The 22,721-nt window shown below is 31.0% G+C and carries 19 protein-coding genes; 10 read left to right on the forward strand and 9 right to left on the reverse strand.

The annotated features are described in order from the left end of the window. Positions 1–47: 47 nt before the first annotated feature. The 5 genes from SJY27_RS06760 to SJY27_RS06780 all read right to left on the reverse strand — a co-directional run bounded on the left by SJY27_RS06760 (position 48) and on the right by SJY27_RS06780 (position 5,285). Positions 48–734 (reverse strand): phosphoribosylanthranilate isomerase, encoded by a 687-nt coding sequence (locus SJY27_RS06760; RefSeq protein WP_397447500.1) that lies wholly within the window; start codon positions 732–734, stop codon positions 48–50. A 165-nt stretch (positions 735–899) separates the two neighbouring features. Next, complete coding sequence (gene trpC, locus SJY27_RS06765) at positions 900–1,688, reverse strand: indole-3-glycerol phosphate synthase TrpC (protein ID WP_397447501.1); 789 nt, start codon at positions 1,686–1,688, stop codon at positions 900–902. Between the two features lie 318 nt (positions 1,689–2,006). Beyond that, on the reverse strand, positions 2,007–2,999 hold the full coding sequence (gene trpD / locus SJY27_RS06770; protein WP_397447502.1) for an anthranilate phosphoribosyltransferase: 993 nt from the start codon (positions 2,997–2,999) through the stop codon (positions 2,007–2,009). A gap of 100 nt (positions 3,000–3,099) precedes the next feature. Further along, positions 3,100–3,681, reverse strand: coding sequence for an anthranilate synthase component II (locus tag SJY27_RS06775; RefSeq protein ID WP_397447503.1), 582 nt, complete (start codon positions 3,679–3,681; stop codon positions 3,100–3,102). 155 nt (positions 3,682–3,836) lie between these two features. Then, positions 3,837–5,285 (reverse strand): anthranilate synthase component I family protein, encoded by a 1,449-nt coding sequence (locus tag SJY27_RS06780; RefSeq protein WP_397447504.1) that lies wholly within the window; start codon positions 5,283–5,285, stop codon positions 3,837–3,839. A gap of 708 nt (positions 5,286–5,993) precedes the next feature. On the opposite strand from SJY27_RS06780, the gene SJY27_RS06785 reads away from it, so the two are divergent. From SJY27_RS06785 to SJY27_RS06805, 5 genes are all read left to right on the forward strand, one after another. Next, positions 5,994–6,257 carry a hypothetical protein gene (locus SJY27_RS06785; protein ID WP_397447505.1) on the forward strand — a complete coding sequence of 88 codons (264 nt, stop codon included), beginning with the start codon at positions 5,994–5,996 and terminating at the stop codon, positions 6,255–6,257. A 58-nt stretch (positions 6,258–6,315) separates the two neighbouring features. Then, positions 6,316–7,713 (forward strand): amidase family protein, encoded by a 1,398-nt coding sequence (locus SJY27_RS06790; protein WP_397447506.1) that lies wholly within the window; start codon positions 6,316–6,318, stop codon positions 7,711–7,713. Then, positions 7,713–11,045, forward strand: coding sequence for a bifunctional amidotransferase subunit GatB/aspartate--tRNA ligase AspS (gene gatB/aspS / locus SJY27_RS06795; RefSeq protein ID WP_397447507.1), 3,333 nt, complete (start codon positions 7,713–7,715; stop codon positions 11,043–11,045). Before SJY27_RS06790 ends, gatB/aspS begins: the two co-directional genes overlap by 1 nt. A 168-nt stretch (positions 11,046–11,213) precedes the next feature. After that, entirely contained in the window at positions 11,214–11,777 is a 564-nt protein-coding gene (locus SJY27_RS06800; protein ID WP_397447508.1) for a DUF4870 domain-containing protein, read from the forward strand. A gap of 69 nt (positions 11,778–11,846) precedes the next feature. Next, on the forward strand, positions 11,847–12,668 hold the full coding sequence (locus tag SJY27_RS06805; protein WP_397447510.1) for a lysostaphin resistance A-like protein: 822 nt from the start codon (positions 11,847–11,849) through the stop codon (positions 12,666–12,668). Here the strand turns inward: SJY27_RS06805 and SJY27_RS06810 are convergent, their stop codons facing one another. After that, positions 12,669–13,925 carry a porin gene (locus SJY27_RS06810; protein ID WP_397447511.1) on the reverse strand — a complete coding sequence of 419 codons (1,257 nt, stop codon included), beginning with the start codon at positions 13,923–13,925 and terminating at the stop codon, positions 12,669–12,671. 361 nt (positions 13,926–14,286) lie between these two features. Here SJY27_RS06810 and gyrB point away from each other — a divergent pair, with 361 nt between their 5' ends. The 3 genes from gyrB (at position 14,287) to mdh (ending at position 18,434) form a co-directional block, all read left to right on the forward strand. Next, a complete protein-coding gene (gene gyrB, locus SJY27_RS06815; RefSeq protein ID WP_397447512.1) occupies positions 14,287–16,224 on the forward strand; it encodes a DNA topoisomerase (ATP-hydrolyzing) subunit B in 1,938 nt (645 codons plus the stop codon). Positions 16,225–16,337: 113 nt separating this feature from the next. After that, positions 16,338–17,378: a DUF6588 family protein gene (locus SJY27_RS06820; RefSeq protein ID WP_397447513.1), complete on the forward strand. Its 1,041-nt coding sequence runs from the start codon at positions 16,338–16,340 to the stop codon at positions 17,376–17,378. Between the two features lie 129 nt (positions 17,379–17,507). Further along, the gene (gene mdh / locus SJY27_RS06825; RefSeq protein WP_397447514.1) at positions 17,508–18,434 is read left to right on the forward strand and encodes a malate dehydrogenase; all 927 of its coding nucleotides are present in this window, start codon (positions 17,508–17,510) and stop codon (positions 18,432–18,434) included. Positions 18,435–18,787: 353 nt separating this feature from the next. Here the strand turns inward: mdh and SJY27_RS06830 are convergent, their stop codons facing one another. Beyond that, complete coding sequence (locus tag SJY27_RS06830) at positions 18,788–19,141, reverse strand: toxin-antitoxin system YwqK family antitoxin (RefSeq protein ID WP_397447516.1); 354 nt, start codon at positions 19,139–19,141, stop codon at positions 18,788–18,790. 218 nt (positions 19,142–19,359) lie between these two features. Here SJY27_RS06830 and SJY27_RS06835 point away from each other — a divergent pair, with 218 nt between their 5' ends. Together SJY27_RS06835 and SJY27_RS06840 are read left to right on the forward strand one after the other, a co-directional pair. Then, a complete protein-coding gene (locus SJY27_RS06835; protein ID WP_397447517.1) occupies positions 19,360–19,716 on the forward strand; it encodes a DUF1304 domain-containing protein in 357 nt (118 codons plus the stop codon). A 71-nt stretch (positions 19,717–19,787) separates the two neighbouring features. Next, positions 19,788–20,594 (forward strand): mechanosensitive ion channel family protein, encoded by an 807-nt coding sequence (locus SJY27_RS06840; protein ID WP_397447518.1) that lies wholly within the window; start codon positions 19,788–19,790, stop codon positions 20,592–20,594. A 2-nt stretch (positions 20,595–20,596) separates the two neighbouring features. Here the strand turns inward: SJY27_RS06840 and tsaB are convergent, their stop codons facing one another. Beyond that, on the reverse strand, positions 20,597–21,283 hold the full coding sequence (gene tsaB / locus SJY27_RS06845; RefSeq protein ID WP_397447519.1) for a tRNA (adenosine(37)-N6)-threonylcarbamoyltransferase complex dimerization subunit type 1 TsaB: 687 nt from the start codon (positions 21,281–21,283) through the stop codon (positions 20,597–20,599). Positions 21,284–21,362: 79 nt separating this feature from the next. Beyond that, positions 21,363–22,694 (reverse strand): TolC family protein, encoded by a 1,332-nt coding sequence (locus tag SJY27_RS06850; protein ID WP_397447520.1) that lies wholly within the window; start codon positions 22,692–22,694, stop codon positions 21,363–21,365. Positions 22,695–22,721 lie beyond the last annotated feature (27 nt).

The following is a 22,721-nucleotide window of genomic DNA, read 5'->3' on the forward strand; positions in this document are numbered from 1 at the left end:
TCGACTTTATGGAGAAATCTCAAATATCTATTATAGATTTCTCGACTTCACTTTGTTTCGCTCGAAATGACAGATTCTTTAAACTCTCTTAATTCTTTAATTTTCTTTTTCCCTGGCTCAATTTCAAATTTACTATTTACATCCAAAGCATAAATAGGTAAATTGGTTTTTCTTACTATTTGGATTTGTTCTACATCGTCTAAACCTATTCCTCCACTTAAAAAGAAAAGTTTTTGATATGGATATTTTTCTAAAACGGTCCAATCAAATTTAACTCCATTTCCTCCTCGTTCTTTTCCTTTTGTATCAAATAAAAAATAATCAACCTCGTCTATATATGGTTGTAATACTTCAAAGTTGAATTCATCTTTAATTCCGAAAACTTTTATAACCTGAACATGATTCAGGTTCTTTCTTTTTGAACTCTTATTTTTTTTTGACCTAACATAATGAGAGGCTGAATCAAGTTCAGCTTGTCGTAAATTCTCCTTTAAAAGTCGAATGTAGTCCACAGATTCATCTCCATGCAACTGAATAGCATCTAATTGATATTCTTCTATAATTGACACTAAAATTTCAGGTACTTCATTCACAAAAACACCTACCTTTTTAATCTCTTTTGGAAGTTCTGGAATAATTCCTTCAAAATTTCTTTTGGATTTTTCATAGAAAATAAACCCTAAATAATCAGGCTGTAATTCTGCAACCTGCTGCATATTTTCTATGTATTTCATTCCACAAACCTTTAATTTCAGAGCCCCTGTTTCCCCAAAGGGGAACACGCGTGAATTAGTTTGCGGTTTATTCTGATTCATATTTTCCAAATCTCTTAATTATATTATTTTCTTTTTCTCAACAGTGAGAGTTCCTTCCCTTTGGGAAGGTTAGGATGGGATTTTCTACCTAATCTGATTAATAAAATCTTGACAAGCCTCTCCAGGATTTTCTGCTGCCATAAAACTTTCTCCTATTAAAAACCCTTGAAAACCAAACTCTTTTAAACCTGTGATTATTTTTGGATCAGAAATTCCACTTTCTGAAACTTTAATTGAGGTATCAGGAATTTGATCTGCCAATTTAATAGAATGCTCCAAATCTACTTCAAAGGTTTTTAAATTACGATTATTTACACCAATAATTTTATTATCTAAATCATTAATTTTATCTAAATCTTCTTGGGTGTGCACTTCGTATAAAACACTCAATCCTAAATCTGTTGCTAAATTTCCATAGTTTTTTAATTCTGTTGATGTTAAGCAAGATGCAATTAATAAAATAACATCTGCACCTATGGCTTTGGCTTCTACAATTTGGAATCCGTCAACCACAAAATCTTTTCTTAAAATTGGTTTGGTTTGATTGATTACTCTTGCTTCCATTAAATCTGCCATAGTTCCTCCAAAAAATGAAGTATCTGTTAAAATGGATTGCGCTGAAACATTAGCATCTAAATACCCATTAGTAACCTCTGCAATAGTTGCTTTATCATTTATAATTCCTTTAGATGGAGATTGACGCTTAAATTCTGCAATAATGCCTGTTGAACCAACTTCTAACAAAGATTTTTTTAAAGAAAGAGGTGTTCTTTTAAAACTCGGACTTTCTACCAATTTCTTTACAGGAACTTCTGCTTTTATCTTTGCTACTTCCTTTTTTTTAAATGCGATTATTTTATCTAAAATTGTCATTTTTTTCAATATTTGTCATTTCGACTTTATGGAGAAATCTTAAATATTAATTGAGATTTCTCAACTTCATTTCATTTCGTTCGAAATGACATTACTTATCTAATTTCCTATTTCTATGCCTCAAAAAAAAGTAAACAACTACTCCAACTATCAATCCAATAACAGATTGTTTGAATACTGATTGGGTTTGAACTCCTATTGCAGTTCCTATTAATAGAAAAGCAGGAATTATTAGAATTAAATTGTTTTTCTTTTTTGTCATTTTTAATTTTAATCACAGACCTCACAGGTTTTTAAAACCTGTGAGGTCTTAAACCTTTATAAACTAACTAATTTCTCTAACGTTTGTTTTGCTTTCAATCCAAAAAGTGAATCTCTAGCTTCTTGAAAAGCAGTTTCAAAAGACTTTGTTTCCTCTACTATTTTTAATGCGAAAGCAGCATTGGTTAATACCACATTATTTTGTGCCTCAGTTCCTTTTCCTTCTAAAATGGTTTTGAAAATTTTTGCTGCATCATCAACATTATTCCCACCAAAAATATCTGATTGTTGCAATCTCTTTTGACCTAAATCTTCAGGTGTAATTATTTGTTCTCCTTTTTTGGTAAAGATTTTAAATCCACTAGTAAGCGAAATTTCATCATAACCATCTAGAGCGTGAATTATTCCGTAATTGATGTTATCTTCCTCTTGTAAAATATAGTTGTACAAACGCGCTACTTCTAAATTAAAAGTACCCAACATGTGATTTTTGGGAGAGCTTGGATTGACCAAAGGCCCTAACATATTAAAGAATGTTTTTAATGCTAATGCTTTTCTTGTTGGCCCAACAGCTTTCATTGCTGGATGAAATTTTGGTGCGTGTAAAAAACAAATATTTGCTTTTTCTAAATGCTCTTTTAAAATGTTTTCATCATTGGTAAACTCGTAACCAAAACTCTCTAACATATCAGAAGAACCAGATTGTGAAGACACAGAATAATTACCGTGTTTTGCTACTTTTTGTCCAGTTCCTGCAACAATAAAAGAGGTTAAAGTTGATATGTTAAACGTATCTTTTCCATCTCCACCAGTTCCAACTATGTCAATTGTGTTATAAGCTGATAAATCTACTTTTATTGATAATTCTTTTAACGCATCTCTAAAACCAGAAAGTTCATCAACAGTAATTGGACGCATCATAAAAACCGTCATAAAAGATGCTAAATGTGCATCATTATATTGCTCTGCAGCTATATCTTTTAAGATTTGTGTAGCTTCAGATTTTGACAATCTTTCGTGATTGTATAGTCTATTTAAAATTGATTTCATAAAAGCCTCTTTTAATTTCCCCAAAGGGGAAAACACTCTTGTGTTAATTTTGTGTTCCTTTCTTTTTCATAAACTTGCTCATTCCTTCCCTTTGGGAAGGTTAGGATGGGCTTGCGTTTTTAATAAAATTTGTAACCAATTGCTCACCAACATCTGTTAAAATAGATTCTGGATGAAATTGAACCGCTGAAATATTATATTCCTGATGTTCTATAGCTTGAATTCCTCCTTCTTCATCTCTTGCAGTTACTTTTAATTCGTTTGGAAAATCTTCATCTGTAGCTGCCCAAGAATGGTAACGTGCTGCTAAAAACGTTTCTGGTACATCTTTAAAAATAATTGCATTAGTATCTGTTACTGACATTTCTGTGGCAACTCCATGAAATACATCATCTAGATTGATGATTGTTCCACCAAAAACTTCTGTAATTGCTTGTAAACCTAAACAAACTCCAAAAATGGGTTTTTTACCTGCATAGGTTTTAATCACTTCTTTTAAAATTCCTGCTTCATCTGGAATTCCTGGGCCTGGAGATAACATAATAATGTCGTAATTTCCAACATCTGCAATACTGATTTCATCGTTTCTAAAAACTGCAGGAAAATTACCTGTAATTTTTTCTACCATATGCACCAAGTTATAGGTAAATGAATCGTAATTGTCTAAAATTAATATTTTCATATTTTTTTGTTGTGTAATCGTTTAATTGTGGATTTGTTTAATTCTCTACAAATCTTTATTAAAATGCTCAATCTGCGTTAGGGATTGAATGGCCTGTTTGAGCTCTTTTTTGTTTTTCTCAAAAAAAGCGAGTAATGAAAGCCCGTTAAAACGCCCTAAATATTTTCTGCTAAAATCAACGCCTTTTTTAATGCTGCTAACTTATTATTAACTTCTTGTAATTCTTTTTCTTCATCAGAATGAATTACGATTCCTGCTCCTGCTTGGTAATATAAAGTCTTGTTTTTACTTACAAAACTTCTAATAGCAATGGCTAAATTTACTGAACCATCTAAACCAATAATTCCTACTGCTCCTCCATAAAATCCACGAGATTGATTTTCGTAAGTATCAATTAATTGCATGGCTTTGTACTTTGGTGCGCCACTTAAGGTTCCTGCAGGAAAAGTATCTCCTACAATTTCTATGGGATTTCCTTTTAATTGACCAGAGACTGTTGATACCAAATGAATAACGTGGCTAAAATACTGTACTTCTTTAAACACCTCAACTTCTACCTTATCTGCATGTTTACTTAAATCGTTACGCGCTAAATCTACCAACATTACATGTTCTGCAGTTTCCTTTTTATCTGCTGATAATTTTTTACCTAACTGAATGTCTTTAGCCATATCTCCTGTTCTTCTGAACGTTCCTGCAATTGGATTTATAGTGGCTTTTCCTTGGCTGATTTTTATTTGTGCTTCTGGTGAAGACCCCATCAACTTAAAAGAACCATAATCGAAAAAGAATAAATATGGAGAAGGATTTATAGAACGCAATGCTCTGTACACATTGAATTCATCTCCTTTAAATTTTTGTTGAAATTGACGCGATAATACCAACTGAAAAACATCTCCTCTTTTACAGTGTGATTTTGCTTTTTTTACATACTCGATAAACTCCTCACCTTTCACGTTAGAGGTTTCTTTTCCAACAATTTCAAATTTTTGTGTATTGAAAGCTTGTGCATCTATAATCGTTTGTATTTCTTTAATTCGAGATTCAGTTCCTTCTTCAATATTTTCTATCAATGTCATTTCATCATTAAAATGATTGATAGCAATTATAAATCTATAAAAACTGTATTGTAGCAAAGGAATTGCAGATGGAGCTTCATCAACATTTAATGTAATATTCTCAAAATACTGAACAGAATCATAGGTTGTATAGCCGTACAAACCGTTAAAAGACTTCAATTCAGCAGGACAATCTAAATCAATAGCTTGACTATAATTTTCGAAAATAGTATTGAAATTTTTATCTATTTTCTGATTAGCTAATTGAACTCCTTTATAAGAAAAACTCAAATGATGATTTTCTGCTTTAATAGTTACCACAGGTTCTATAGCAATAAAAGAAAAACTTTCTTCTTTGCTATGATAGTCTGAACTTTCTAATAAAAGTGTATTGGCATATTTATCTCTAAAACGCAAATACAAGCCTACAGGTGTAATGGTATCTGCTATTTTAGTTTTCGAAAGGGTTTTGAACTTCAAGCCCCTTTTACTTTCCCCAAAAAGGAAAAACTCTTGTGGGTCAACTGTATTTTTTTCTGTACTCATATTATATCCGTTTTTTATACCTTTCCTTTAGGAAGGTTAGGATGGGCTTTTTGATACTGAAACAAGTTCAGCATTAAAAAAAGGCTTATCGTGAGATAAGCCTTTTTAATATTGTTTACATATAGGTTTTATTCTCACTTATTTGTTAAGAGAGTTCCACCACCATGTATTTTTAGTATTAATTTTCATTATTGTTACAAATGTAGAAAGGGTTTTTTAGTTGAACAAATTTATTTTAAGATTTTTTTGATAGAATTTATTTCTTTAAACAGAACCTTAGTTCAAACACTATTCAAATTACGATTATACACCAAATCAATAAAAAAAGTATTAATTATAAACCGATAATTAATTATGCGTTTACAATACCAATTAAATCTTGTTAATTTGTACCTCCAAACAAAGTGTTTGATTTGAATTTACTGAATTAATGAATGCGCCAATAATTTATGTTAAATTATTGGTGTGTTTTTTTTAGCAATTATTTAAACCAACAGAAAAAGTAAATAAAAACTTGTGGACAAAACTATTCTATATATATTTGTCGATATTTGCAAAAAAAATGAGCATCAATAATAACAATATTAATTTCAACAATTCTATTTTTTAGGATTGGGAGGATGTTGTTTAAAAAATATTAAAAGCCTTCCAATTTGGAAGGCTTTTTTGTTATTCTTGAACTAGTTTCAGGATTTAAAAATAAAAAAGATGAGTAAAATGATGACTGTCGACATTTTGTCGAGTATTAAAGGAGCTAAAGAATCAGAAACTGTAAGCAAATTATTTGAAGTAATACAAAATGCAAATACTTCAACAAACAACTTCAATCACCCTAACAATGCTGTGTCTTTAGATGATTTAAGAGAAGATATTGTTATTGATAGTGCTGCAATTGAAAAACAAATTATTATTGAAAACTTCCCCAAAGAAAAGAACGGTTATCTAGCAGTTGCTAAAGTAATAGAAGAATAACATAGTTGATAGTTTTTTGTTGTTGGTTAACGACAACAAAAACTAAAAAAGAATATATATGAGTAAAATCAAACAAATCCATAATCAACTTATAAACAGAGAATTTTCTTGTTTAGAATTGATTCAAAAACATTTGGATTTATTAAAACAAAATACACATCATACCGTAAATTCATTATTAGAAGACATCGCTTTAGATTTAGCTAAAAAAGTAGATACTAAAATTGAAAACGGAGAAAAAATCGGTTTGTTAGAAGGAATACCTTTTGGTATTAAAGATGTATATATGGTTCAAGGCACCTATACCACAGCAAGTTCTGATTTATTAAAAAACTACAAATCATCCTATACAGCAACAGCCATTCAAAAATTATTAGATGCAGGAGCAATTCCTTTAGTAAAGGAAAACTGTGATAGTTTTGGTCATGGTTCATCATCAGAAAACACCATTTTTGGTGCTGTTAAAAATGCTGTCAATCCAGATTTGGTTGGTGGAGGCTCAAGTGGTGGCTCTGCTGTAAACGTTGCCAAAGATTTCACTGTTTTTTCTATTGGTGGAGATACAGGAGGTTCTATTCGTCAGCCATCTGGTTATAATAATGTGTACGGTTTAAAACCAACTTATGGCAGAATTTCTCGTTTTGGTTTGATGGCATACGCATCTTCTACAGATTGTGTTGGGCCTATTGCAAAATCGATAGAAGATGTAAGAATTGTTTTAAATGTAATGAGTGGTAAAGATGTAAAAGATCAAACCACATATCCATCAGAAGAAATATCTCAAGAAAATAGTACAAAAATTGACAACATAAAATCAGTAGGATATTTCAAAAATTTTATTGAAAGTGATGCCATTAGTCCCGCAATAAAATCAGATTTTCTAGCAACTATTGCCAAAATAAAAGACAAAGGTTTTGAAATTAAAGCCTTAGATTTCTTTGAATCGGACACGTTAGTTTCTACGTATTATACTTTGGCAATGGCAGAAACTGCATCAAATTTATCGAGATTAGATGGCACAAATTATGGACATAGAATTGAAGGAGATAATTTAAAAGATACGTACTCTATTACTCGATCTGAAAATTTTTCTGAAGAAACAAAACGTAGAATTGTGGGTGGAAACCAGGTATTATCTCAAGGTTTTTCTGATGAAATTTATTTAAAAGGATTGAATTTAAAAGATCAAATTGCAGCGAATTTCGAAAAGGATTTCAAGGAAGTTGATATTATTTTATCGCCTGTAACGCCTAATACCCCTCCAAAAATTGGAGATAGTTTAAAAGATCCTTTAGCCATGTATTTATCAGATGCTTATACAGTAGGTTTTAGTTTAGGTCAATTACCAACCTTAACTGCACCACAAGGCACAGCAACAGGCATTCAAATTACAGCAGCCAAAAAGAATGATGCTATGGTATTGCAATTTGCAAACTTCTTAAAAGAATTGATATAATGGAGTTAGAACACTTAAATGAACTGCTAAAAAAGAATGATTTAGAACTAGTAATTGGTTTAGAAACACACGTTCGCCTAAACACAAATACCAAATTGTTTTGTTCTTGTGCGAATCAAGAAACCGAAAAACCTAACACAAATATCTGTTCGGTTTGTACTGGCCAAATGGGCGTTTTACCTTCCATTAATAAAGAAGCTATTAAAAAAGCGATTTATTTTGGAAAGGCAGTAAAATCGACCTTTGAAAATGAGGTGATTTCTTGGGATCGTAAACATTATGAATACCCAGATAATCCTAAAAATATTCAGATTACACAATTTCATAATCCTGTAATTCCTGATGGACAAGTTTCTTGTTTTAGGAATGATGGATCTCAATTTACCGTAAATCTAACCCAAGTTCATATTGAAGAAGATGCTGCAAAATTAATGCACGAAAAGAAGATTTCTTTGGTCGATTTTAACAAAGCTGGTGTACCTTTAATTGAGATTGTTACAGAGCCTTGCATAAGACATATTGAAGATGCATCTACATATGCACAATACATTCAAAGAATTGTTCAAAATTTAAAAATCTCTGAAGCAAATTTAGAAAAAGGGGAATTTAAATCGGATGTTTCTGTATCTCTTAGAAAAAAGCACAGTTATAATTTAAATCCACGTACAGAAATTAAAAACTTGAATTCGTTTAAGTTTATGATTGATGCCTTAAAAGAAGAGGTAGAAAAGCAGCTAAACTATTATATAGAGCATAAAGAGTTTAGACCAGACCAAACTACGGTATTGTTTGATGCAGATTTAAAGCAAACCAAAACAATGCGTAAAAAAGAATTTGAAGCGGATTATAGATTCATTTCAGAACCAGATTTACCATTTGTAAACATTAAAGATGTTGTAGAAACCATTGATGTTGATGTGAGTTCTTTGCCTTTTGCTGTAGAATCTATTTTGATAAAAGGTGGCGTTTTACCACAAGATGCTAAGTTTTTTACTGCAGATTCGTTACGTTCTGAAACGTTTGTTGCCATTAATAATGTAATTAAAGATCCGTCTTTTGTTGCTAAAACTTTGGTGAATAATATAGGTGCAGATGAGTATAAAGACATTCATGATGTAAATCATTTAATTGAAATTTTTCAGTTGTTTAAGGCTGAAAAAATTACGGCTGTTTTAGTTCAGAATGCCATTATTCGTTATTTAAAAGACAGAAAGTTCGATTACAACAAGTATTTTGAAGAAAATACCATTTCTGAAGAAAAAATTAAATTGGCCGTTATCAAAGTAATTGCCGAGAATGAAGCAATTGCCGATGACATCAAAAACGGTAACCAAGGAAAAGCTGGAATTCTAGTTGGTAAAACCATCAAAATTATTGGAAAAGGCGCTTCTGGTAAAGTAATTCGTGAAGAAATTCTTTCGCAAATTTCTGTAAATGAAGAAAGTTCGAAAAGTGAGGTTAGACATTTAGAATCTACGACCAAAAACCATCAACCAAAAACCATCAACCAAGAGGAATTAGCAGAAATTCCAATAATAATTAAAGAAACTTATAGAACACATAAAATAAAACAACTTTCAGAAAATCTCATCAATCAAGAAGTTCAATTAGCTGGATGGGTTGCAAGTGTTCGTGATCATGGAGAATTAATGTTTATCGATTTAAGAGGATCTAATAACGAAATTTTTCAAGTACGTTTAAGTAGAGAAACTTTCCCGAATTTAGACGAATTGGTAAAACTAAAACCAGAAACCGTAATCACTGTAAAAGGAATTGTTGTTCAACGTAAAGAAGATGATTATAATGTAGGTTTAAGAACTGGTAAAATAGAATTAGAAACTGCTGAATTAGAGATTTTAAACTTATCAAAAACCTTACCTTTTGAGATAAAAAGAGCCATGAAAACGAATGAAACAGCTCGTTTTCAGTACAAATTTTTAGACCATAGAAATGATGAAGTTCGTAAGGCAATAGTAAATCGTCATAAAGTTATTAAGCTACTAAGAGATATTTTAGATTATGAAGAGTTTCTAGAAATAGAAACCCCAATTTTAACTGCTGGTACAGATGAAGGTGCAAGAGAATTTATTGTACCAACCAGAAAACAAGCTGGCTCTTTTTACACATTACCACAAGCACCTCAGCAATTTAAACAAATGCTAATGGTTGGTGGATTTGAAAAATACTTCCAAATTGCACGTTGTTTTAGAGATGAAGATTCTAGAGGAGACAGACAACCAGAATTTACACAATTAGATATAGAAATGGCATACGCAAGTATGCAGCAAATTATAGATTTAAACACAAAAATGTTTAATGAAGTAGTGAAAAAAATCTATGGTAAAAAATGGATTTTACGTCCTTTTGAAGTAATTACTTACAAAGAAGCTATGGATAAATATGGTTGTGACAGACCAGATTTACGTTATGGTTTACAAATGCAAGATATTACAGATATTGTAAAAGACACTACTTTCCAAGTATTTAGTAAACCAATTGATGATGGTGGAATTGTAAAATGTATTAAAGTTTCTGCTGCTGAACAAGGCAACAAACGCATGTCTAAAGGGCAAATAGAAAACTTGACTGCAATTGCTCAACAAAATGGTTTAGGTGGTTTGGCTTACATTATTGTAAATGAAAATGATTTACAATCGCCAATTATTAAGTTTTTAGGCGAAGAAATTGCAGCAAATATCATTAAAGCTACAGATGCTCAAATTGGAGATATTGTATTTTTCTCTGCTGCTGATTATGCAACTGCAAACAAAGCTTTAGATGCTGTTCGTCAAGAAATGGGACGTATTTTAAAATTGATAAATCCGAAGGAATTAAGACCTGCTTGGGTTGTAGATTTCCCAATGTTCGAAAAAACGGATGAAGGCAGATGGACATTTACACACAATCCATTCTCAATGCCAGCTGTTTACGATTTAGAAAAACACATGAGTGGAAAAGATGATGAAATTGGAACCATAATAGCACAACAGTACGATTTAATTTTAAATGGTTACGAAATTGGTGGAGGCTCAGTTCGTGCGCATAAAGCAGAAATCTTAGAAGCAACTTATAGAAATATGGGTTATAACAAAGAAGAAATGATAAAAAGTGTGGGGACGATGTATAAAGCGTTTCAATATGGAGCACCACCTCATGGAGGAATTGCTTGGGGAGTTGATCGTTTAATGATGATTTTAGAAAAGAAGGCATCTATTAGAGAGGTTATGGCTTTCCCTAAAACAGGTACTTCAGAAGATCTGTTATTTAATGCACCTTCTATTTTATCTGATAAAAAAGTAGAAGAAATGAATGTGAAAATTATGAAAAAGTAATTTTCATATTAATATTTTAAATTTTATAAAATCTCGCTAAAGCGAGATTTTTTATTTTAAATTAGCTCAAAATCCTTATAAACCCTACAACTGACAGATAGGTGACATTTAAATGGCGTGTAAAAAACCGAGAGTTGTACATACATTTGTATCATCAAAATAAGTAAAATGAAAAAACAAACCATCAAAGAAAACTTACTATACCATAGAAAGTTAAAAGGATATACTCAAGATCAGCTTTCTGATAAAACAACAGTTGGAGTTCGTACAATTCAACGAATTGAAAAAGGAGATGTCCAACCACATTTACAAACTGTAAAATTATTAGCTGTCGGTTTAGATATTGAAGTAGAAGATTTAATTCCAATAGAAAATCCAAATGAAGAAACCATAGAGCGAAAATGGATGTTACTTTTTCATGCTATTCCCTTTTTAGGATTAATTGTCCCTTTTGGAAATATTGTTTTCCCAATTTTTATTTGGATACATAAATCAAAAGACAATAAAATTTATGAAGAACATGGAAGAGCCGTAATTAACTTTCATTGTTCTATAAACTTATATTTTATCATCTCTTTACTTCTTTTTTTCCCTTTTCCTGGAATGAATTTCTTTTTATCTGGAGCTGTTTTCTTATTCGGATTAATAACAACAATTTCAAACACTTTGTCTGCAATTAATTCTGGAACCTATAAGTACCCTTTATCAATTTCTTTTTTAAAGAAAAAATAAATTTCACATTAGCAATCAAAATCTTCAATTCGAGTTAAAATTTTTAACTCTAACCAAACATGTCTATAAATGAAACCTATAATTCAAAAATTTCCAATAATATCAAAATTTATCCTTGCACTTTTACTTTTTGCTTTTTCGCTTTTTATTAGTGGATTAATAAACAAAGGATTTGTAAAACAATACTTTCCATATTCGGCAACAATATGTCTTTTAATAGCTACTTATATTTTATTTAAAACGGACAATAAATCTTTAAGTAGTATTGGTTTAAATTTTCAAATAAAAAACTTAAAATTTCTTCCCTTAGGTTTATTTATTGGTGCATTCGCATTTCTTATTGCCAAATGGCTAAGAGCCATTTATTTGGGTGAAACCTTTAATATAAGTTCGGAAATAAATTATCAATTTATTATTTATGGATTTTATACAATGTTACCCATGGTTGCAGTTGAAGAATTCTTATTTAGAGGTTATCTTTTTAAAAAAACAGTTGAAATCAGTTCTGTGGTAAAAGCAAATATTATTTTTGGAATACTATTTTTATCAGTTCATGTTTTTGATAATGAAGTCATAAATAGTCTACCCAAAATAATTTTTACTGTTATTACCATTCCTATAGGTCATTTACTTTTTTCAGTTGCTTTATTAAAGTCAAAATCTTTATTTTTTCCAATTGGTATTCACTTAGGGAACAACTGGGCATCACAACATCTAATAACAACTAATAACAATAGTAATAGCCTCTTGTTTATTTCAGATGTTGGTACATTTGAAACTTGGACATCTTTTATTTTGTTTATAGTTTTATGGAATTCGTTTTTCCTATTCGTAATTTTTATAATTTGGAAATGGAATAATCCCCCATTACTAATTCGTAAAAAAAGATAATTATTTCAAAGAAACTTGATATTGCAATACTGCCATTCCTTTATATCCTTTTTTTTGTATTGTAGTTGCATCAAAAATGGGTCTGTGTTGATAACCTAAACTTACCTTATTGGAGTGACTTCCATTCATCAAAAAATTAACGGTAAAATCATATACTGTCATTTGATCATTTAAAGCATCCCAATTGGAGGTTTGAACTGCCACATTTGGCTGAATAACATAATCTTCTCCTAATATTTTGGTTTCTTTAAACGCATATCCAAATTGCATATACCAAGTGGTTCCAGTACCTATCATCGGAAACGCTACACCTGCTCCATTAAAATCTACACCCCCACCACTTGTAGGATTATTAGCCCCTACATTTCTAATATAATTTTTACCAAAATTGTAATCATAATACCCTAAATATGCTGTAATTGCATCATCATTGGATAAAGGTAAATTTAAGAATGAATCTACTGCCCAATGTTGCATATCATAAAAGTTAGTCGCTGGTAATAGTGCATCACCATCACTCATTGCCTTACTTTGAAACTGGTAGCCAACACCTATATTAAAAACCTTTTTATTCTGAACATAAGTACCAACTTGATACGCTGATTTATTAGATTCATGTTCAAAAAATTGATACTTCACATAAGTAGATGTCTTTATTCTTGGCTTATTATTGGCAAAATTAACTTCTCCATTAGGAATAGCAGACACAAAGTAAGGTCTATTAAATGCCAATCTGTAATCAAACTTACCAGCTTGTCCTTTAATCCAAGCCCCAAATAAACGACCAATATCGTCGTTTTTCTCAACTGAATTTAATGGGAATAATGGAGAATCAAGCCCCATTAAAGTTTTATTAGAACGAATATTCCAACGACTTAATCCTTGCCAGCCCGATTTTCCAAAACCAACTTCAAAAAATTTAGCAAACGAATATTCTGCATATAAATCTAATATTTCTAAAGAAATATCTTTTGTTTTAAAATTAAAATTATTTCCACCCAAAATGGAATAAAAGAATATTTTTGGGGTTATTTGAGAGTAAATTGGAATACGTAACCTACGTATTGAAATGTCATAAAACTCTGAAGTTGGCTCGTTTTGTATAAGAGAACCTTCATTTAAATCAGAGTATCGCATCCATATTTGCGCTCTAATATTCCATTTAATTTCTGGTTTAAACTTCGTTTTTTCTTGACCATTTAAAACGATTGAAGCGAATAAAACTATCAGTAATAACCATTTTTTAATATGTTTCATTTTATTATTTTTATGAATAACAAGGCAAAATTAGGAGTTACAATTTCGTCAAAACGTGATAAACATCATAAAAATTCTACTTTTTTTACCTAAAATTAATGCTAAATCGATGTAGTTGCTACCATTTTAAAATTTAAAATTATAGTTATAACGCATTTTGCGATTTTAATTCAAAAAAATCAATATAATTTTTATTAATATCAATTTTAAGCCCTTTTTTAATCGTTTTAAGACACTTTTAGAATTATCAACATTTTTTATTTTTATCAACAAAACCAGAAAAAAAGCACAATTTTTACTTATATTTGATAGGTTGCACTATATGCAATTTTCAATCAAAATTATAATTTAATCATATAAAATGAGCGAAGAAAAAAAACATAATTATGACGCCTCCAGTATTCAGGCTTTAGAAGGGATGGAACATGTAAGAATGCGTCCATCAATGTACATTGGAGATGTTGGTGTTCGCGGTTTACATCATTTAGTATACGAGGTTGTAGACAACTCTATTGATGAAGCAATGGGTGGCCATTGTGATACTATAAACGTTACCATTAATGAAGACAATTCTATTACCACTAAAGATAATGGTCGTGGGATTCCTGTTGGTATTCATAAAAAAGAAGGCGTTTCTGCATTACAAGTTGTAATGACAAAAATTGGCGCTGGTGGTAAATTTGATAAAGATTCTTACAAAGTTTCTGGAGGTTTACATGGTGTTGGTGTAAGTTGTGTGAATGCGTTATCTGATCATTTAACAGCTACTGTTCATAAAGAAGGAAAGGTTTGGCAACAAGAATACTCTAAAGGAAAAACATTATATCCAGTAAAAACAATAGGTGAAACTGATTTTACAGGTACTATTGTAACTTTTTTACCAGACAAATCTATTTTTCAACAAAGTACTGAATATAATTATGATACACTTGCCAACAGAATGCGCGAGTTATCTTACTTAAATAAAGGGGTTACAATTACCTTAACAGATAAAAGAAATACAGATGATGAAGGTAATTTTATCTCTGAAACTTTTTTCTCTAACGAGGGTTTATCTGAATTTGTAAAATATTTAGATTCTACTAGAGAGCAATTAACAGCTGGTGTAATTGCCATGGAAGGTGAAAAAAATGGAATTCCTGTAGAAGTTGCTATGGTGTATAATACCTCGTATTCTGAAAATTTACATTCTTATGTAAATAATATTAACACACACGAAGGAGGTACACATTTATCTGGTTTTAGGCGTGGTTTAACACACACCCTAAAAAAATATGCAGACGAATCTGGTTTACTTAAAAATGTAAAATTTGATATTGCTGGTGATGATTTTCGAGAAGGTTTAACTGCAATTGTTTCTGTAAAAGTACAAGAACCACAGTTTGAAGGGCAAACCAAAACAAAATTAGGTAATAGAGAAGTAAGTTCTGCAGTTTCTCAAGCAGTAGCTGAAATGCTAACCGATTATTTAGAAGAAAACCCTAATGATGCAAAAACAATTGTACAAAAGGTAATTTTAGCAGCTCAGGCCAGGCATGCAGCACGTAAAGCACGGGAAATGGTGCAACGTAAAACGGTTATGAGTATTGGTGGTTTACCTGGTAAATTGTCTGATTGTTCAGAAACAGATCCATCTCAATGTGAAATATTTTTAGTTGAGGGAGACTCTGCAGGTGGAACAGCAAAACAAGGTAGAGATAGAAACTTTCAAGCTATTCTTCCTCTTCGTGGTAAAATCTTAAATGTTGAAAAAGCAATGCAACACAAGGTTTTTGAGAATGAAGAGATTAAGAATATGTTTACAGCTTTGGGAGTTTCTATTGGTACAGAAGAAGATCCAAGAGCCTTAAACTTAACTAAAGTGCGTTATCATAAAGTTGTTATTATGTGTGATGCCGATGTTGATGGTTCTCACATTGCTACTTTAATTTTAACGTTTTTCTTTAGATATATGCGTGAAATGATTGAGCAAGGTTATATTTACATTGCAACTCCTCCTTTATACTTAGTAAAAAAAGGACAAAAAAGGGAATATGCTTGGGATGACAATCAACGTGATTTAATAGCTCAAAAAATGGGTGGAAATGTTAACATCCAAAGATATAAAGGTTTAGGAGAAATGAATGCAGAGCAACTTTGGGACACTACCATGAACCCTGAGTTTAGAACCTTGCGTCAAGTAACTATTGATAGCATGACAGAAGCAGATCGTGTATTTTCTATGTTAATGGGAGACGAAGTTCCACCACGTAGAGATTTTATTGAGCGTAATGCCAAGTATGCAAATATTGATGTGTAACATACTTAATTAAGTACAAAAGATACACATTTCTTAAAAGGAGTGTGTATTTTTTTTATATTCGTAAGAATAAATAACTAAATTTAAATAATTATTAACCAAACAACTACGAAATGAAAAAAGCTATTTTATTTTTTTTTGGTGCATTTGCCTTATCCTTAAATACAAAAGCACAAAGCGGTTTTGAAAATATTCTCTTGGCAGATGTAAATGACTCTCAAAAACTTTTACAAGCCTATTTTACACCAGGAATAGAAGGTTTTATTAACGGTATGAATTCAGGGTGGTATCATACTGCTAAAGTGCATAAAAAATTAGGTTTTGATATTTCTATTGGAGCAAGTGGAGCTCAAATTCCATCAGAAAAAGATCTTATTAATATAGCTGGTTTAGGGCTATCTAGTAGTTTAACATCAACCTCTTCTACAACACCATCATTTTCAGGCTCTGACAGTGGGGCAACTTTTCAGGTAACAAGAAATGTAAATGACCAATCTGTTACAGCAGATTTTAATGCACCAGGTGGCGTAAGTTTACCAGCAAACCGAGTACCTGCACCAGCTGTACAAATTGGGTTAGGTTTACCTTGGAAGTTTGAAGCTATGGTAAGGTTTGTACCTAATATAAACTTTGGAGAAGACCAAGATGAAAGCTCGTTAAACTTATTTGGTATTGGACTTAAAAAAGAAATTACAGATTGGTTTGGCCCAATAGATAAAACGCCATTACATGTTTCTTTATTAGCCGCTTATACCTCTATGACTGTGAGTTATGGAATAGCAGACATTACTTCTGGTAACATCAGAACCCAAAATGCTTTGGCTGAATTTGATTTAAATGCCTTTACAGTTCAAGCAATTGCATCTTTAAATTTTCCTTTTATTAATGTATTTGGTGGTTTTGGCTATAACTCTGGCTCATCATCATTTAACATGTCTGGTACTTACACAGGGGTTTTTGATACAGGTTTTCCAGCACCAAACGATACCATAACAGAAACTTTAAGTATACCTTCTAATTTAGATTTTAATTCTAGCGGAATTGCTACCACTATTGGTGCAAGACTAAGTTTAGGTTTCTTTAAAATATATGGTAGTTATGCTATTCAAGAGTATAATACTGCTAATTTAGGTATTGCTTTTAGCATTAGATAACCAAAAATTTCAACAAAAAAGAGCATCTAGTTATAGATGCTTTTTTTATGATTTATATCATACATAAATATTTTATATGTCGTATTTTTACGAGGCAAAAAATTATCATAATTAAAAAATAGAAAAGATATGAAAGTTACAGTTGTTGGTGCAGGTGCAGTAGGTGCAAGTTGTGCAGAATATATAGCTATTAAAGACTTTGCTGCTGAAGTAGTTTTGTTAGACATTAAAGAGGGTTATGCTGAAGGAAAAGCTATGGATTTAATGCAAACTGCGTCTTTAAACGGGTTTGACACCAAAATTACAGGTAGCACAAACGATTATGCTAAAACAGCAGGTTCTGATATCTGTGTAATTACATCTGGAATTCCTCGTAAACCAGGAATGACTCGTGAAGAATTGATTGGAATTAATGCTGGAATTGTAAAAACAGTTTCATCTAATTTAATTGAGCATTCACCAAACACAATTATCATTGTGGTTTCTAACCCAATGGACACCATGACCTATTTAGTGCATAAAACAACTGGATTACCAAAAAACAGAATTATTGGTATGGGTGGTGCTTTAGACTCTGCTCGTTTTAAATACAGATTAGCTGAAGCTTTAGGCGCACCTATTTCTGATGTTGATGGAATGGTAATTGGTGGTCACTCAGACAAAGGTATGGTACCTTTAACACGTTTGGCAACACGTAACTCAGTACCTGTTTCTGAATTTATTGCTGAAGAAAGATTAGAGCAGGTTTTACAAGACACCAAAGTTGGTGGAGCCACTTTAACAGGTTTATTAGGTACTTCTGCTTGGTATGCTCCTGGTGCTGCAGTATCTGGTTTGGTGCAAGCTATTGCTTGTGATCAAAAGAAAATATACCCATGTTCTACTTTGTTAGAGGGTGAATATGGTTTATCTGATTTATGTATTGGAGTTCCTGTTGTGTTAGGAAAAGACGGAATTGAAAGTATCGTTGAAATTAACTTAAATGATGCTGAAAAAGCACATTTACAAGAATCTGCTGCTGGAGTTTCTAAAACTAATGGGTTACTAGAATTGTAATCTTTAGTACATCATATTATTTAACGATATTAAACAAATCATATCGTTAAAGCTAAAAAAACGTTTAGAAATTTCTAAACGTTTTTTTGGTTAATACAGTAAATCTGTTAACCTGTCTGGCAATACAAAATCATGTGAAATTTAATATCGATAAAATAGTAAACAAATGCAATTCAGGTTTGTTTTGTATAAAATGTAAAGTCTATGCTAATTTTACAACATATCTTTTATTTATAAAACAAATAATATTCTAACAGGATATAAGGAACTGTAATAAAAATAATTGTAACACAAAAAAAATCCATTAAAGATAAACTCTAATGGATTTACATTTAATAAAATTAAACTTTTCCTTAATCGTTGTTAAGTGCTATTTTAGATTCGGCTTTCCAAACATTTACAGAAGCAATGGCGTTATCTTGATAGTTAATTTCCTTCAAAGATTCTTTATCCCATAGAAACCATTTTCCTATCTTTTTACCATTTTCGTAGTTACCAATTTGAACTTTGTTACCAGATTTATCAAAACGAACCCACTCTCCTGTTAATTTTTTATCTTTAAAAAAACCTTGAGTTTTTATAGATCCATCTTCATAATAATAAGTAGCTTTTACTACATCTTTTTCGGCCTTAAAAGTCGGTTGCTTTTCTTGTGCATATCCAGCTATAGCTAAGCTTAAGATAACAAGTGAAATAATTTTTCTCATAATCATTGTGTTTTAAGGTTTACATTTCCTTTACAAAGATAATGATATTTTTACTTTTAATCAACATTTTGGTAACATTAATTTAACATTGGAGGTTGTTTTCGATAAATCTTCTTATTTAAATAAGGTATATTTACGTGAGCTATAATCTAACTAACTGATAAACTGTAATTAACATTTTGTTTAATTTACATATTACCTTTACATTTTTTATTTGCATGAAATATTTGTATTTTATTTTTACTTTACTCGTTATTATTATCCATATTTATATCGTTTACTTAGAAATGGTGCTTTGGACTACCAAAAAAGGAATCAAAGCTTTTGGATTAAAAAGTAAAGAATTTGCTGAGCAAACTAAAGTAATGGCAGCAAACCAAGGTTTATATAATGGTTTTTTAGCTGCTGGTTTATTTTGGTCGTTAATAATAAGTAATACAGAGGTTACTTTATTCTTTTTAACGTGCGTGCTTATTGCTGGCTTTTATGGTAGTTATTCAACAAAAAAAATACGAATATTTTACATTCAATCTGTACCTGCCATACTTGGCATATTAACAATAGTATTAATGTAAGAAATCGCTTTACCTTTCTATTTAAATCTATTATTTTTACTACCAATTCTAACAAATTATATAATTATATTATGGAAAAATACATTGAATCAGCAACAGATCTTTTGTTTTTATATGCACCTAAGGTAATAACCGCATTTCTTATTCTTGTAGTTGGTTTATACTTGGTTAAAGTAATCATTAAATCATCAAAAAAAATAATGAATAAAAGAGGTGTAGATATTACACTTCAAAAATTTTTAGGAAACCTAATTAGTTGGGTTTTAAAAATTCTACTTTTTATTACGGTAATTTCATTACTTGGTATAGAAACTACCTCTTTTGCTGCAATTATTGCTTCTGCAGGTTTGGCTATTGGTTTAGCATTACAAGGTTCTTTAGGTAATTTTGCTGGCGGGGTTTTAATTATGATTTTTAAACCTTTTAAAATAGGAGATTTAATTGAAGCGCAAGGAGAAATTGGTGTTGTTAAAGAAATTGAAATTTTTACTACAAAACTAACGGGTTTATCTAATAAAGAAATTATAATACCCAATGCCTCTTTATCTAATGGTAATATTGTAAACTACACTACAGAAGGTACTAGAAGAGTAGATTTAGTAATCGGTGTTTCTTATGATGCTGACATTAAAAAAACAAAAGAAGTGCTATTGAATGTACTTACCTCTCATCCTAAAGTTTTAAAAGATCCAGCTCCAAGAGTTACAGTTTTAGAATTGGCTGACAGTTCTGTAAATTTTGCTGTTAGACCTTGGTGCGATACTGCGAATTATTGGGATGTTTATTTTGAAGTAACTGAAAACGCAAAGCTTGCTTTAGATGAAGCTGGAATTGAAATTCCTTATCCTCATAGAGTAAACATTAACAAATCTGAATAGCCTTAAAAAGTAGGTTTTTTCTTCTTTTCGGGTATAACTACAAAATCTTTTAGGTAAAAAGGTTCAAAATAGGCGACATCTTCAATGTCGCTTTTTTGGTATTTATGATAAGATAACATTGCCATTTCTTTAGCTGATGGAAATTTGTCATCTATAAAAACTGCATTTTGATGCTTTATAATTTCTTTACATTTTGCGGCCCCATCTCCTAAAAAATAAACTTTAGTATCCTTTAAATATTCAGAAAAGGAATTTTCTTCTATAATTTCTGCTTTTATTGCTTTTATTTGTTGATGATTTTGATTGTAAATAGCCACATAAACCTCCATTCTTCTAGCATCAATCATAGGTACAATTAGCCCAACATCAACAGAAATTGCATGGGATAATGATGTTAAGGTATCTATAGAAATTAAAGGTTTATCGAAAGCAAAACACAAGCCTTTGGCTGCAGAAACCCCAATACGTAAACCTGTGTAAGAACCTGGGCCTTTACTCACTGCAACTGCATCAATATCTTTAGGTGTTCGTCCAGATTCTTTTAAAACCTCTGCAATAAAAGGATGCAAAACTTCTGCATGTGAATATTTACCATTATTCAATTCTTTTATGGCTAAAATTTTTCCGTCTTTAGCTAAACTTACTGAACAGTTTTTTGTGGCTGTTTCTATATTTAAAATGATACTCAAAACACGTTTTTTATGCAAATATAGTTCAAAAAGAAAACCTCACTATAGTAGTGAGGCTCTAAATATATGTTTACAATAATTACTCTAATACTAAATCGCCGGCATAAAACTGTAATACTTTAGTTTTAAACACATAATCGTATTTAGAACTAATTAAAGTTGCTTGCGCATTTACCAAACGCGTTCTTACTTGATCAAAATCAAACTGAGTCATTGCACCAAAATTATAACGCTCTTGTGCATTTTTAAACGCCTCTTCTTGCGATGCTAAAGATATTTTAGCAGCTTCGTAACTTTTTAAGGCTGTTCTTACATCTAAGAAAGCTTGCTCTATAGTTTGTTTTAAATTTACTTTTTCTCTTTCTAAACTTAATTGAGAGACTTCTTTATTAATCACAGATTGCGCTACTCTGTTTTTTGTTTGAAATCTATTAAAAATAGGAATACTTACATTAAACCCTAAACCATAACCAAAATTATCGCTTAATTGATCAAACAATGCAGTGTTAGAAAAACCATCTGGCAAGTTTAAATTGTATCCATAATTTGTAGATAAGCCAGCAGATGCTGTGATAGATGGTAAAAAAGAAGCTTTAGATATTTCAATATTTAAATCTGCATTTTCAATAGCCAATTTGGCTCTCTCAATTTCTGGCATTCTGTCTAAAGATTTATCGTAAACCATTGTAGAATTGTTGTAAAACAGATTTTCAGAAGGCTGGCCAACATCTACAGAAGCCACATCAAAACCTGTAACAGGCACCTGTAACAGTTGTGCTAAATTTAATAACGCTAAATCTAAGGTGTTTTCTTGAGTAATTACAGCCTGTAAATTTGTTGCTGCAGTAGATTGTGTATTTAATAAATCGCCTTTAGGAATTACACCAGAATTAAACCTTGCTTCTGCAGCTTCTATCTGTGTTTTGCTAATTTCGTATTGTACTTTTGCAGCTTCTAAATTTTCTTTGGCAAACAAAATATTTAAATATCCGTTTACCACAAAAAGAGAAATATCATTTTCTATCTGCTTTAAATCTAACATACTAGATGCTACACCCAATTGCGCTTGTTTATAAATATTGGTATTTCTAAAACCATTAAATACGGTTATTCCAGAACTCGCACTTAAAGATCCACCAAAGAAACTTGTATTTACTCTATCTTGTGAAACAGGGTCAAATCCAGTACCAAAGTTTAGGTTACCCCCTGTATTTGCATTTAAGTTTGGTAAAAAATTACCTTTGGCAATATCCACATCTTTTTTAGCTAATTCTAGACTTAACCTATTTTGCTGAATAGATATATTTTTCTTTAATGCTTCATCTACACATTCTTTAAGGGTCCATTGTTTTTGAGAAAAGGTAGCCATTGAAGTTAAAAAAGCTACAAATACGATAAGTTTGGTTTTCAAAACACGTTTGTTTTTGGTTGATTTTTA

This window comes from Polaribacter sp. R77954 (genome assembly GCF_044595335.1).
In the GTDB taxonomy this organism is placed as follows: Bacteria; Bacteroidota; Bacteroidia; order Flavobacteriales; family Flavobacteriaceae; genus Polaribacter.

Coding starts and splice junctions, on each gene's coding strand:
- SJY27_RS06775 (WP_397447503.1), bottom strand. CDS start 3,681: ATGAAAATATTAATTTTAGACAATTACGATTCATTTACCTATAACTTG.
- gyrB (WP_397447512.1), top strand. CDS start 14,287: ATGAGCGAAGAAAAAAAACATAATTATGACGCCTCCAGTATTCAGGCT.
- SJY27_RS06840 (WP_397447518.1), top strand. CDS start 19,788: ATGGAAAAATACATTGAATCAGCAACAGATCTTTTGTTTTTATATGCA.
- trpD (WP_397447502.1), bottom strand. CDS start 2,999: ATGAAATCAATTTTAAATAGACTATACAATCACGAAAGATTGTCAAAA.
- SJY27_RS06820 (WP_397447513.1), top strand. CDS start 16,338: ATGAAAAAAGCTATTTTATTTTTTTTTGGTGCATTTGCCTTATCCTTA.
- SJY27_RS06830 (WP_397447516.1), bottom strand. CDS start 19,141: ATGAGAAAAATTATTTCACTTGTTATCTTAAGCTTAGCTATAGCTGGA.
- SJY27_RS06805 (WP_397447510.1), top strand. CDS start 11,847: ATGAAACCTATAATTCAAAAATTTCCAATAATATCAAAATTTATCCTT.
- SJY27_RS06780 (WP_397447504.1), bottom strand. CDS start 5,285: ATGAGTACAGAAAAAAATACAGTTGACCCACAAGAGTTTTTCCTTTTT.
- SJY27_RS06800 (WP_397447508.1), top strand. CDS start 11,214: ATGAAAAAACAAACCATCAAAGAAAACTTACTATACCATAGAAAGTTA.
- mdh (WP_397447514.1), top strand. CDS start 17,508: ATGAAAGTTACAGTTGTTGGTGCAGGTGCAGTAGGTGCAAGTTGTGCA.
- SJY27_RS06810 (WP_397447511.1), bottom strand. CDS start 13,925: ATGAAACATATTAAAAAATGGTTATTACTGATAGTTTTATTCGCTTCA.
- SJY27_RS06790 (WP_397447506.1), top strand. CDS start 6,316: ATGAGTAAAATCAAACAAATCCATAATCAACTTATAAACAGAGAATTT.
- SJY27_RS06760 (WP_397447500.1), bottom strand. CDS start 734: ATGAAATACATAGAAAATATGCAGCAGGTTGCAGAATTACAGCCTGAT.
- trpC (WP_397447501.1), bottom strand. CDS start 1,688: ATGACAATTTTAGATAAAATAATCGCATTTAAAAAAAAGGAAGTAGCA.
- gatB/aspS (WP_397447507.1), top strand. CDS start 7,713: ATGGAGTTAGAACACTTAAATGAACTGCTAAAAAAGAATGATTTAGAA.
- SJY27_RS06785 (WP_397447505.1), top strand. CDS start 5,994: ATGAGTAAAATGATGACTGTCGACATTTTGTCGAGTATTAAAGGAGCT.
- SJY27_RS06835 (WP_397447517.1), top strand. CDS start 19,360: ATGAAATATTTGTATTTTATTTTTACTTTACTCGTTATTATTATCCAT.